General features: G+C 65.5%; 10 protein-coding genes. 2 read left to right on the top strand and 8 right to left on the bottom strand.

The window, feature by feature from the left end:
• Nucleotide 1 precedes the first annotated feature (1 nt).
• The 4 genes from ACYQPG_RS20260 to ACYQPG_RS20245 all read right to left on the bottom strand — a co-directional run bounded on the left by ACYQPG_RS20260 (nucleotide 2) and on the right by ACYQPG_RS20245 (nucleotide 5003).
• Entirely contained in the window at nucleotides 2-1825 is a 1824-nt protein-coding gene (locus ACYQPG_RS20260; protein WP_461231595.1) for an ATP-binding protein, read from the bottom strand.
• 246 nt (nucleotides 1826-2071) lie between these two features.
• A protein-coding gene (locus ACYQPG_RS20255; RefSeq protein ID WP_461229959.1) for an IS630 family transposase occupies nucleotides 2072-3027 on the bottom strand; the annotation gives its coding sequence in 2 pieces (ribosomal slippage) (nucleotides 2072-2676 and nucleotides 2676-3027; 957 coding nt in all).
• Nucleotides 3028-3657: 630 nt separating this feature from the next.
• Complete coding sequence (locus ACYQPG_RS20250) at nucleotides 3658-4065, bottom strand: dienelactone hydrolase family protein (RefSeq protein WP_461232485.1); 408 nt, start codon at nucleotides 4063-4065, stop codon at nucleotides 3658-3660.
• On the bottom strand, nucleotides 3999-5003 hold the full coding sequence (locus tag ACYQPG_RS20245; RefSeq protein ID WP_461231594.1) for an IS481 family transposase: 1005 nt from the start codon (nucleotides 5001-5003) through the stop codon (nucleotides 3999-4001). The genes ACYQPG_RS20250 and ACYQPG_RS20245 overlap by 67 nt, the downstream gene beginning before the upstream one ends.
• On the opposite strand from ACYQPG_RS20245, the gene ACYQPG_RS20240 reads away from it, so the two are divergent.
• The gene (locus tag ACYQPG_RS20240) at nucleotides 4908-5738 is read left to right on the top strand and encodes a LysR substrate-binding domain-containing protein (RefSeq protein ID WP_461231593.1); all 831 of its coding nucleotides are present in this window, start codon (nucleotides 4908-4910) and stop codon (nucleotides 5736-5738) included. The genes ACYQPG_RS20245 and ACYQPG_RS20240 overlap by 96 nt on opposite strands.
• 194 nt (nucleotides 5739-5932) lie before the next feature.
• On the opposite strand, the gene ACYQPG_RS20235 is transcribed toward ACYQPG_RS20240, so the two are convergent.
• The 4 genes from ACYQPG_RS20235 to ACYQPG_RS20220 all read right to left on the bottom strand — a co-directional run bounded on the left by ACYQPG_RS20235 (nucleotide 5933) and on the right by ACYQPG_RS20220 (nucleotide 10999).
• Nucleotides 5933-6985 (bottom strand): alpha/beta hydrolase, encoded by a 1053-nt coding sequence (locus tag ACYQPG_RS20235; protein ID WP_461231592.1) that lies wholly within the window; start codon nucleotides 6983-6985, stop codon nucleotides 5933-5935.
• A gap of 19 nt (nucleotides 6986-7004) precedes the next feature.
• A complete protein-coding gene (locus tag ACYQPG_RS20230; protein ID WP_461231591.1) occupies nucleotides 7005-8120 on the bottom strand; it encodes an alpha/beta fold hydrolase in 1116 nt (371 codons plus the stop codon).
• A 171-nt stretch (nucleotides 8121-8291) separates the two neighbouring features.
• Complete coding sequence (locus ACYQPG_RS20225; RefSeq protein ID WP_461231590.1) at nucleotides 8292-10514, bottom strand: xanthine dehydrogenase family protein molybdopterin-binding subunit; 2223 nt, start codon at nucleotides 10512-10514, stop codon at nucleotides 8292-8294.
• A 14-nt stretch (nucleotides 10515-10528) separates the two neighbouring features.
• Nucleotides 10529-10999, bottom strand: coding sequence for a (2Fe-2S)-binding protein (locus ACYQPG_RS20220; protein WP_461231589.1), 471 nt, complete (start codon nucleotides 10997-10999; stop codon nucleotides 10529-10531).
• Between the two features lie 133 nt (nucleotides 11000-11132).
• Between ACYQPG_RS20220 and ACYQPG_RS20215 the strand changes: the two genes are divergently transcribed.
• Complete coding sequence (locus ACYQPG_RS20215) at nucleotides 11133-11729, top strand: hypothetical protein (RefSeq protein ID WP_419830057.1); 597 nt, start codon at nucleotides 11133-11135, stop codon at nucleotides 11727-11729.
• Nucleotides 11730-11809: the final 80 nt, after the last annotated feature.

Genomic DNA, 11809 nt, shown 5'->3' with positions numbered 1-11809 from the left:
GTCAGCCCTGCTGCCAGAGGGACTTGGCGGAGCGCGCGCCGGCCTCGGCCGCGTGGTCGGCGCCGTCGAGAGGACGCCTGAGCAGCCGGCGATGGACCTGGTCGATGGCGCTGCCGTTGCCGGCGTCGGCGACCGGGTCGCGACCGATGCGGGTCGCGACCGATGGGTCGGTGTCGGGCCCGCCGGCCTTGTTCATGGTGGCGCCGCGCCAGCGTTCCACCACCGCGCCGACGAAGCCCGCGCCCGCGATCGCCACGCCGTCATCCATGAGACGCGCGCTCATATCGTTGCGCGGCTGCCGCTCCGGCGGCAGCGGGCGAAACGTGAACCGCGCCGGCATCGGCACGCCTTCGCCGAACGCGATCACCTCCCCGGTGCCCAGGGACGGAACGAACGTGAGCAGGTTCACCGCATCCGAAACGGCGGCGGCCAGTATGGCCTGATCGCGGTCGTTGGTCATGCGCATGGCAAACAGCGTGCTGCATTGCGACATGATCGTCGGGTCGAGTTCGGCGGGGCGCTGCGTGACGAGGCCCAGATAGACCCCGTGCTTGCGGCCCTCGCGGGCGATGCGTGAGAGCGCGCGCCGGGTCGGCGTGAATCCGATCGCCCGGTCGGCCGAGGCGTAGCGGTGGGCCTCCTCGCACACGAACAGCAACGGGATCGCGCCCTCGCTCCAGATGCCGAACTCGAAAGCGAGGCGACAGAGCACGCACACGACGGCGTCGACGACCTCCATCGGCAACCCGCCGAGTTGCATGATCGTCATCGGCCGCCCGTCCGGCTCCAACCGGAACAGATGCGCGAGGATCTCGCCCATCATATCGCCGCCGACGTTGGCGTTCTCGAACATGAAGCCGTAGCGCAGGTCGTTGCGAATGGCCTCGATCCGGGTGATGAGGCGATGGAAGTGCATCCGCGTGACGCGGTTCTCGAGCCGCCCCATCCGCTCGTCGATCAACGCGATCAGGTCCTGCAGCATGTAGGGCACAGGCGTGTCGACGGTGTAGCCGGCGTTCTTGCCGTTCGAACGCTTGATGGTTTGTCGCTCACTCGCCTCTTTGTACTGAGCATACTTCAGCTTCGCGAGCGGAATGACGTCCGCCAGGATCTCGATCTCCTCGTCGACCGGAGGTCGGCCTCCGTAGATCACATCTGCGATCTCTTCGAGATTGAAAAACCAGAACGGAAGCTTGAGGTTGCGGGGTGTGATCACATTCGCCTGTTCGCCGAAGCAATTGGCGTACTCGTTGTGGACATCGAGCAGGAAGATGCGAACCTTCCGCTGCGCGCGCATGACCTGATCGAGGATCACGGCGACGCCGCTCGACTTCCCGACTCCGGTCGTTCCCAGGACGGCGAAATGCTTCGACAGAAGATCGTCGATCTTGATGCAGGCTGGCGTATCCGGATCCTGCACGAGCGTGCCGATGGCCACGACGTTCGAGGCGGAGACTTCGTAGACCACCCGAAGGTCGGCCGGAGCGAGCAGGCTAACGCCGTCGCCGATCGCCGGATAACAGGCGACGCCGCGGCGGAACCGCTTTGCACCGGCCTCGACGATGAACTCGCCCAGCAGATCGAGGCTGGCGTAAGCGCTCGATGGCCCACCGCGATCGCCACCTGACGACAAGGTGGTGATGACGCCGACTAACCTGGCGGCGCCGGCCTGGATCTGAACGAAATGCCCTACCGTCGCGCGGATATTGGGACGCCCATCGCCGCCCAGCAGCCCGAGATGGACCTTCGAGCCATCGATCGACGTCACGAAACCCATATGCGCCATCGTAATTTCGGGGCGTGTCGCAACGTCGCAGTTCAGCATCAGGCGTGTCCTCGAACGCAGAATTTGCCCGGATCTTAGAGACGCCCTGCTTAAATATTCTGCTGCGCGGAAATATCGCCATCTTACTGGTTAATACTTTATTATTGGCCCTGTTCTTCGTTGTCCGTAGGCTCCCGATCAAGGATCTTTCCGACAGTCAAACCATGATAAACGTAACATATTCTTGCGGTACAAGCAGAATTACCGGTCAAAAAGTCAATATATACGCTTTAGAGCCGTGCCCTTTCAGGTTGGCTCATAGGCATCGTATCCAGCAGCGGTAAGGTAGTTTCGGCACTCATCCGGTCGGACGGCGGCGAACGCGTCCTCGATGGCGATGGTCAGGCCGGCGGCGGTCCGTGCTGCAGCCGTCCGGAGGAGGGCTTTGACCTTGGCAAAGACCTGCTCGATCGGATTGAAGTCGGGACTGTAGGGCGGGAGGTAGAGAACCCGTGCGCCGACCGCCTCGATGGCCTCGCGCACCCCGGCGACCTTGTGGGCGTTCAAATTGTCGAGGATGACGGTGTCACCGGGCCTCAGCACCGGAGCCAGGGTGTCGGTGACGTAGGCCCGGAAACGCATACCATTCGTGGCCCCATCGAAGACGGTCCTGGCGATCAGTCCCGTGGCGCGCAGGGCGGCGGTGATGGTGGTGGTCTTGTAGTGCCCGTGAGGCACGGCGATCCGGCAGCGCTGACCGCACGGAGCACGACCATAGCGGCGGACCATCTTCGTCGTGGCGGCCGTCTCGTCGAGGAAAACCAGGCGATCTGGATCCAGATCGGGTTGTCGCTCGAACCAGTCCTCGCGTGCAGCCTTCACATCCGGCCGCTCCTGCTCGGCCGCGTGGACAGCCCCTTTTTACGGGTGATCCCATGCCGGGCGAAGAAGCGCGACAAACTGCTCGTGCTCGCCCGGACGCCGCGGTCCGAGAGCCTGTCGCGCAGTTCCCGCAAGAAGGAGAGCGGGTGTTCTTCGTTGAGCCGAAGGATCAGGGCCGCCTGCGCTTCCAGACGCTGCGAGTTGCGGTCGCCGCCCATGGGCTTGGGCGCGATCTGCCCGTTCTGACGGAAGCGCTCGTACCAACGGACCGCGCTGGCCGCCCCGACCCCGAAGCGTTTGGCCGCCTGACGCCGCGATGCACCCGCTTCAATCGCAGCGACCACACGCTCGCGCAGATCCACCGACAGGGCTGAAGGCATGGCGATCCTCCATCACAAGCCCATCCAGTGAATCACACGCCAGCCAGATCGCCTACCCCGCGCGATTCAACCCGCCAGGGCACGGCTCTAGTGGATTTTTTATTTACTCTTTAATTTTTCATTCGATCGCCCACGCGAAGGATTCGAAACTCATTATAAAATTTATTGATAGATCTCGCTCACGCGCGCTGTATCCGAGGCACCTCGGAGGTGGAATGGCTAGAATCAATCTTGTCCGTCGGGTCGGCGCGACAGCGGGATGTCGACGATGCGGCGGAACAGATTGACCGATTCGGCGGTCTTGGAGGCTTAGGTGCTGACGGCTGGGACGTCCCAGAGCCGCGCAACTACCACGGTGCTTGGACATTCTATTTCAAAGGCAAGGGTGGCTATTCATCAAGGTTGCAACGCAGACCCACCTCCGTCGCCCCGAACTTGCCGCCGTCTGACAATGTATTACAGCAAGAACTTAAACACATGTTGCATGAGGTCCGCTTTTGCCTCCTTTCGCAGCGGAAGCGGACCATCTCCAGAGCACCCTAAACGTCCATTCCGAATCCGACCCGACGTCGCCGATCAGGCTATTCCACGGCCTGCTCGTTGGCGGACGCTGGATCAGTACCCGCGTTATCACTCGCCACCGTGCAGGGTCCGGCTGAAGAGCGCGAGCATCTCGCTCCAGCCACGCTCGGCGGCGGCGTAATCATAGACAGGAAAGTCCGGCATCATCCAACCGTGCGCGGCCGAATACGTTTGCGATGTATAGCGTACGCAGGCCTCCGTCAGAGATCGCTGCAGCCACTCGCCCATCGCAGGCGGGTAGCTGCCATCGTTCTCGGCAGCGCCAATGTAGACCTCCGCCTTCAGCTTCGGCGCGAATAGGTGGGGGCTCGTGGGCGCATCGGTCGCGAGATTGCCCCCGTGAAAGCTTGCGGCTGCAGCGAACCGCTCGGGGTAGGTTCCCGGCGTGGCTAGATGTTTGGTCCCGGCATGTGGTGTGACGGATTGAGCCTGAAGCGTTCGGGCTCTTTCGTCCAGGTCTGGCAGATAAATTCGTAGGGGGTGAGGCCTCGCAGGGTCTTCAGCCGGCGACCGTAGTTGTAGGCCTCCACGAACAGTTGCAGGTGGCGGCGCAGCTCGTCGTTGTCGATGTAATGGTAGCGCTTGACCGTGGCGTCCTTGATGGTGCGGTTCATCCGCTCGACCTGACCGTTCGTCCACGGGCGGCGTGGTTTGGTCAGGCGATGCTCGATCTTGGTCTGCTCGCAGGCCCATTCGAACGAATGCCAGCGGTACAGGCGCGGCCCGTCCTGGGTCGCCCAGTAGGCGGCCGCCTTCGCTTCGGCCTCCGCGTTCACCGGCTTGTTGTCGGTGAACTGAATGCCGTTGTCGGTCAGGACCGTGTGGATCGTGTAGGGCACGGCCGCGACCAGATCGCGTGGAAAGGCCGCTGCGATCCGCTGAGTTGCCTTCTCGTGAAGTTGAACGAAGGCAAATTTGCTCGTGCGGTCGATGGCAACGAACAGGTGGAGCTTGCCTTGTTCGGTGCTGACCTGTGCGATGTCGATGTGGAAGTAGCCGATCGGGTAGGCTTTGAAGCGCGAACGCTTGGGCTTGTCGCCGTCGACCTCCGGCAGTCGACTGATGCCGTGACGCTGGAGACAGCGGTGCAGACTTGAGCGGGTCAGGTGCGGAATGCTGGCCTGAAGCGCGTAGAGGCAGTCATCCAGTGGCAGCAGGGTATGCCGGCGAAAGGCGACGATGACCGCCTCGTGCTCCAGGCTCAGCGCCGTGGAGTGAGGCTCCTTCGGTCCCATCCGCGCATCGGTGCTGGTCGGACGTGACCGCCACTTCTGCACGGTGGTCGGGCTGATCCCATAATGCTTCGCGGCGGCTCTCACGCTCTCTTTACGAGCTTGGATTGCCCGACGGACCGTCTCAGTCGTTGTGGCGCTGCCGTGGAGAATCTGTCCCATAGCGCGTCCCTCCATGTGGCACCAGATGTATCACCACACGGCGGGACCAAACATCTAGAAGCTGCGGCGGTTCGCATCCGCTCATTCGGTTCCGGGCGTCTGCGGGTCGCCGCGATGCCACGTCTGGCTGGTGGGTTGCTCGCGCGGGCTGTGGCCCGATTTAAGATCGAGCATCAGGAGGTGGCAATCGCGATCCATTCCGGCGGCGACGCGGCAGTGAGCGAGTGGATCGCCACCGGCTTTTGCGACGTGGTGCTCACGATGATCTACGGTGATGCCACCGATCCAGCGCCAGAGCACGTCTTGACGATGGATTGTGTCGCCGTGCTGCCCCCGGCCCACCCGCCCGCCGCGCTTGAACGTTTGGAGCCGGCTGATTTTCATGATGCGCCGTTTATCGCATCGCCCCTGGGAAGCACGCTGCGGACGCAGATCGACGCGGTGTTCGAAGCCGCGGGTGTCGAACCCATAGTCTCTGTCGAGGCCGGGCTGGGCGCATCAATCTGTGTGTTAGTAGCCGCCGGACTAGGTATGAGCTTGATGAACCCTTTAGCAGCCTATGAAGAGGCGAAAGTTTCAGAAATAGAGATCCGGCCTTTTGTGCCCTCTTTGCCCGTACGTTTTGCTCTTCTTTTTCCGCCGGATCATGCTCGAAGCCGGCTTGTCGAAACGTTCAGCAAGCTTGCTTTCGAGATGATGCTGGAGGAATTGAGTCGGCTTCCTGGAGGCGTTTGACTTCTTTATAGCGTCTCGAATTTTCATATGATCATGTTAAAGAGGGCTTGTGTACAGCCAGCTGCATCGACCGCCGAGAGCAACTATTCCGTCATCGGCAGGATCCGGCCGGCCGCTTTGCGCCCACAACAGTCATAGAGCTGGCTGTTACACGATCCCGTAAGCAGAAGCGGCCATCCGCCCCACGCGGGAAGCTACCGCGCCAGATGCTTGTCGAAGAAGCGCGCGATCTCTTGAAAGACCGCTCGGGACTCCGGCGCGGTGTCGTCTCGAATGTAGTGAGCATGGGATTGGCCTTCCCCAACTTGAAGGAAGGCCTCCACGCCAGCCTCTCGCAGCTTGCGATGCACGCGAACCGTGTTCGACAGCAGCAAGTCTCGCGTGCCGGTGGTCAGGATGGTGGGCGGGAAACCTTTGAAGTTGCCGTAGACGGGCGACAGCATCGGATCCTTGAGGTCGTGGCCGTCCGCGTAGACCTTGGCACCGTCGTCGCAGAAGCCGTCCGGCGAGACGAGCACGTTGTCGAGCATGGCGTTCGTCACGAAGCTGTCGCCGACCTTGGTGGTGTCCGACATCGGCGTGCCCGGCGCGATGGCGGCAGGTAAGGGCAGCCCCTCCTGCTTCGCCCGCAGCACCATGGCGAGGGTCAGCGCGCCGCCGGCCGAGGTGCCGAAGATCGCGGTCTTCCGCGGATCCGTCGCCCGCGTCACGGCCCTCCAGACCGTCATGGCGTCGTCGTGGGCGGCCGGATAGACGGCCTCCGGCGGCATGCGGTAGTCGACCGAGATCACCTTGAAGTGGCCGAACCCGGCCATGAACAGCGCCTCCGGCAGGCCGGCCTCGCCGGGGTTGAGCACGTAGCAGCCGCCGTGGACGTGGACGAGCACCCGGTCGCGGTTCTCCGGCGGGACGACCTCTGGGGTCACGATGAAGGCCCGCACCCCGTCGATCGTCGTGCGTTCGACCTTCACGTGCAGGCGCTGGATCATGCCGGGCATGAGCTTCTTGAGCGCCCCCGCGCTGGCCTCGGCGACGGGCTTCCAGGCCGCGCCGTCCTTCGGGTGTATGTCCCAGTTCGGCCGCAGCGGCTGGCCGATGATCTTGCCCATCTGCGGGCTGACGTCGGTGGGCACCGGCACCGACTTGGCCGGCACCTGCAGCGGGGCGGCCTGCTGCTGCGCCGCAGCAGGGCCGGCGGCGAGCGCCGCCAGAGCCGCGCCGATCGCGATCACCGTCTGTCCGATCATCGTCTGACCTCTCGCTGTCTCAACGACCGCGCGGCGCGGCCGCGCCCAGAAAATCCTGGACGGTCCGGTTCATGAAATCCACGTCCGCCGCTTTGGTCGCCGTGGCCGTCGTGTGACCCTGCACGGACGGCACGGCGACGACGCTCGCCTGCGAAATATAGGCGCCGGCCTCGCGGGCCTCCTCGACTGGATTGTACAGGTCAAGGTTGCCGCCGGTGAGGATCAGCGTACGGGCCCTGATCGCGGCGAGCGCCTTCCGGACATCGCCGCCGAACCCGGGGGTCTGGCCGATGTCGTGGCGGTCGTAGGCCCAGGTCTGAGCGATCCAGTCGTTGGCATCGAAGCCAGCTTTGAGCACCGCCTCCTCTTGTGCGCGCATCCAAGGCAAGATGTCGAGGGGCTGCGGAGCGATCCCGCGTAGGGCCTCCGGGGTCCGGGCAGCCAGCACCTGCAGGATGTCGGCGCGCAGCCGCCAGCCCTGCTCGGGCTGCCTTTCGTAGGCGCCGTCCTTGAAGGCAGGATCGAGCATCAGCGCCTTGCGGGTCGCCTCGTTGACGGCGATCGACCAGGGCGCGGTGCGCGCCATCGGGGTCAACGCCACTAAGGCGTCCATGAAGCCGGGATGGCTGACGCCCCATTGCAGTGCCTGCATGCCGCCCATCGAGGCGCCCGCCACCGCAACGACGTGGGTGATCCCGAGCCGGTCCAGGAGCCGCTTCTGGCTCTCGACCATGTCGCGGATGGTGAAGTGCGGGAAGGCGGTGCCGTGCTGGCTCGTGCTGTTGCTCGGGCTCGTGGTCAGCCCGTTGCCGATCGCGTCGGTGGCGACGACGAAGTACCGGTCCGTGTCGAGGGCCTTGCCGGGACCGATGAGGAAGTCGATCCGATGATGGTTGCCGCCGATCGCGGTGGTCATCAGGATCGCGTTCGACTTGTCGGCGTTCAGCGTCCCGTGGGTAACGTAGGAGATTGCGAAGTCGCGGATCGTCTCGCCGCTCTCCAGCGGCAGGTCGCCGAGCGACTCCAGCCGGTGCGGTGGGTCGTTCGGACCATGTGCGGCGGAAGGCAACAGGCCGGCGACCAGCAGCGCCGCGGTCAGGGCCCATCTCAGCGGCCTGCGGTTTGGTATGCGCATCGGAAGTCTCGCCTTCGAACGTGTTGATGCTTGCCTCGGGTCGAACCCCGCCACCGTTCCGGAGCGCCGGGTGCGGCACCACCCGGTGTCCGCGGCGCGTCCGGCAGATTGCGATCCGGGCCCGCGCCGCAGGACCGGCGCCGCGCCCCGACGATCCTGCCCATTCGCATTTCAGGCCCCTTGCAGGGCTGCCTTCACCTTGGCCGGGGTGAACGGCACGGACCGCACGCGCACGCCGGTCGCGTCGAAGATCGCGTTCGAGACCGCCGCAGGCACGATAGCCGCGGACGGCTCGCCGGCGCCCCACGGCTTCTCGGTCGGCCGGTCGATCAGGTCGATCACGACCTCGGGCACGTCCGGGAAGGTCAGAATCGGGTAGCTCGCCCAGTCGAGGCTTGTGACGGCGCCGCGATCGAAGGTGACCTCCTCCATCAGCACCCGGCTGACGGTCTGGATGACGTTGCCGTCGAGCTGGTTGCGCACGCCGTCCGGATTAATGATCTGGCCGCAATCCTGGACCACGAAGAAGCGCGGCACCCGCACCTGCCCTGTGTTGCGATTGACCTCGACCTCGGCCACGCCGGCCACGTAGGTGCGATTGAGTTCGTACTTTACGTAGGAGATCCCGCGGCCGCGCAGCACGTCGCCCGCGACATCCTTCACCGGCGAGGGGCGCGCCTGCCACTTGGCGAGGTCGGCAACCCGCTTCAGCACCTCGATGCCGCGCGGATCCTTAAGCGCGCGCAGGCGGTACTCCAGCGGGTCGGCGCCGGCTGCCGCCGCGCATTCGTCGAGGAAGGCCTCGTTGGCGTAGGTGTTCTGCATCCGCCCGGGGGTGCGGATCCAGGAGGGCCGGAACGGCGTCGAGGCCAGCCGGTGGCAGACCGTGCGCACGTTCGGGAAGGCGTAGGGCAGCGCCGAGTTGCCGATGATGTTGCCGGGCGCCATCGTGGTCTCGTGCGGCAGGTCGGCCAGTGAGGCCGCCACCAGCGGCACGTTGCCGGCCGCTCCTTCCGGGATGTGGAACTGTGAGGACCATGCGGCGACGTTGCCCTGCGGGTCGAGCCCGGCCTGCAGGTCGATCAGGGTCGGCGGTCCCTTCGGATCCCAGCCGTGCTCGTCGGCGCGCGACCACTGGACCCTCACGGGGCGACCGGTTGCGCGGGCGAGAAGGGCGGCGTCGCCCGCCGCGTCCTCGTGACCGTTTCGGCCGTAGCAGCCTGAACCCTCTACGTAGATGCACCGGACCAATTCCGGCGCGAGGCCGGTCATGGCCGCGAGTTGCTTGCGCAGGGCGTGCGTCATCTGCGAGGCCGTCCAGCAGGTCAGGAACCCGTCCTTCAGCTCCGCGATGGCGCAGGACGGCCCGATCGAGCCGTGGGTGTGGATGGCGAAGTCGTAGGTGGCTTCGAGCCTCCGGGCCGCCTGCCCGAGTGCTGCCACGGCATCGCCCGTGCTGCTCGTGACGTCGTCCTTGGTGACCTTCGTGGCGCGCACGTGCTGCCAGAGCTTGTCCTGCTCGGGCAGGCCTTCCCATTTCGACCACGTCGCCTTCAGCTGCTTGGCAGCCTTCACGGCCGCCCACTCCTTCTCGGTGACGACAGCCAGGAAGTTGCCCTGGCGCACGACCTTGATCAGTCCCGGGATGTCCGCGACCGATGCCTCGTCCACGGCCTGCAGATCCGCCCCGATGGTCAGGGGACGGACCACCCGCGCATGCACCATACCGGGCACGCGGTAATCCTGCATATAGGTGAAGCGACCGGTCATCTTCTCGGGGATGTCGATCCGCGCCACCGGCTTGCCGACGAGGGCGAACTGCGCCGGGTCCTTGGTCTTGACCGCGGGATCGACCTTGAGGTCGAGGCGCCCGTCCTTCACGAGGTCGGCGTAGGAGAGGCCCTGGCCGCCAGCTTTCGGGCGGACGGTGCCGTTCTCGCTCATCAGCGCGTCGGCCGGTACGCCGAGGCGCTCGCTGGCCATCTGCACGAGGCGCACACGGGCCGTCGCCGCCGCCTGCCGGATCTCGACGCCGCCCTTCTGGATCGAGAGACTGCCGTAGGTCGGTCCCTGATCTGGCGTCAGCGCCGTATCGCCCTGGACGATGATCACGCGGTCGAGCGGCAGATCGAGCTCCTCGGCCGCGATCTGCGACAGGGCGGTCTCGACGCCGGTGCCGAGATCGACCTTTCCGGAGAAGATCGTGGCGCGACCGTCGGCGCCGAGCGCCAGGAAGCTGTCGACGCGGTCCGGGGCGACGGGCTTCGCGAAGCCGTTTGTGGCGACCGGCGCGAAGGTCTGGGCGCTGGCGCCGCGGCCGGACAGCGAGAAGCCGACCACGAGGGCGCCGCCCTGGAGGAGCAGGCTGCGGCGGGAGAGGGCGGGTGCGTTCATGGCAACGATCTCCGTCAGAGCGTACCGGCCGCGCGCTGGACGGCGCGCACGATCCGCTGATGAGTGCCGCACCGGCAGAGATTCTGGGCGAGCGCCTGCCGGATCGCGGTCTCGTCGGGCTTCGGCGTCTCGTTGAGCAGGGCGGCCGACTGCATGATCATGCCGTTGATGCAGTAGCCGCATTGCGCTGCCTGCTCGGCGATGAAGGCCGCCTGCACCGGGTGCGGCTTGTCCAGGCTGCCGAGACCTTCGAGCGTCACGATCTTGGCCCCCGCCTTCAGGCTCGAGACCGGGGTGATGCAGGAGCGCACCGCTTGCCCATCGACATGCACCGTGCAGGCGCCGCACTGGCCCAGACCGCAGCCGAAGCGCGGCCCGTGCAGGCCCAGATCATCGCGCAGCACGTAGAGGAGAGGCGTATCGGGGTCGTCCACGCTCACGGGCGCCGCGCGCCCGTTCACGTCCAGCGACATCGGCTGCGCCATCGGGCATCTCCCTGGAACCATTCTGGGGTGCTCGGCCTATACCCGGCGTAGATCCGGAGCAACGCGGCGGCGTGACAGCGATCCCTATTCGCTGCACGGGGTCGTGCTGCCCCCGGCGCCGTCAGGGAAGTACATGCCTTCGCAGAACCGCAGCAGATGCATCCTCGCTCTCTTCCTTGCGCTGTCCGCGGGGCCCGCGAGGGCGGCGGAGCGCCTTGCGCAGGATTGGCCCGAGCCGTCCCGCAAGGCCGCTGAGGCCGTTGCTGACAAGTACGGCGCACCACAGGAGCATACGGCGACGCTGCTGATCTGGTACCGCAACGGGCCGTGGATGCGGACGGTGGTGCACAAGGTCGGAGCCGAGCACGACTTCCCGGTCAAGCACAGCGACGTGCTGGAGCAGAGCCTGCCCTACAAGGTTCCGCTCAACCTCTTTAGCGCCGTCGCGACTTTCAACGGCAGCGTCATTCCGGACCGAACGCGAGGCACGCTCACCGTCTACGGCGCCAGCGAGGCCGAGAATGTCCTGAGCCTGAACTTAGCTCGGGCAGTGGTGCGCGGCGAGCTCACGGCGGAGCAGGCACGGGACAAGGAAGTCGCGGCCGCGCAGCAATTGGCGAACGGGCAGGTGCCGGACCTCGCGGCCAAGCTCACCCTCGATCAACAGCAGGAGGGCGACGTCTCCGACCCGGATACCGCGATGATCCTGCCACCCAGCCGAACGCCATAATCCAGAATACGAGGCGCTCTGATCTGGCAACGCGTTGATCCATCGTCGCCCGCCGGCCGAGATTGTGGATTCTCACGCGG

Source organism: Methylobacterium sp. CM6246 (assembly GCF_054818005.1).
This window is presented reverse-complemented; position numbering and strand designations above follow the sequence as displayed.

What these genes read in the sequence shown, in the direction of transcription:
- ACYQPG_RS20225 (WP_461231590.1), bottom strand. Translation starts at nt 10,514, where the DNA reads ATGAACGCACCCGCCCTCTCCCGCCGCAGCCTGCTCCTCCAGGGCGGC.
- ACYQPG_RS20235 (WP_461231592.1), bottom strand. Translation starts at nt 6,985, where the DNA reads ATGATCGGACAGACGGTGATCGCGATCGGCGCGGCTCTGGCGGCGCTC.
- ACYQPG_RS20230 (WP_461231591.1), bottom strand. Translation starts at nt 8,120, where the DNA reads ATGCGCATACCAAACCGCAGGCCGCTGAGATGGGCCCTGACCGCGGCG.
- ACYQPG_RS20245 (WP_461231594.1), bottom strand. Translation starts at nt 5,003, where the DNA reads ATGGGACAGATTCTCCACGGCAGCGCCACAACGACTGAGACGGTCCGT.
- ACYQPG_RS20260 (WP_461231595.1), bottom strand. Translation starts at nt 1,825, where the DNA reads ATGCTGAACTGCGACGTTGCGACACGCCCCGAAATTACGATGGCGCAT.
- ACYQPG_RS20220 (WP_461231589.1), bottom strand. Translation starts at nt 10,999, where the DNA reads ATGGCGCAGCCGATGTCGCTGGACGTGAACGGGCGCGCGGCGCCCGTG.
- ACYQPG_RS20240 (WP_461231593.1), top strand. Translation starts at nt 4,908, where the DNA reads ATGCTTCGCGGCGGCTCTCACGCTCTCTTTACGAGCTTGGATTGCCCG.
- ACYQPG_RS20215 (WP_419830057.1), top strand. Translation starts at nt 11,133, where the DNA reads ATGCCTTCGCAGAACCGCAGCAGATGCATCCTCGCTCTCTTCCTTGCG.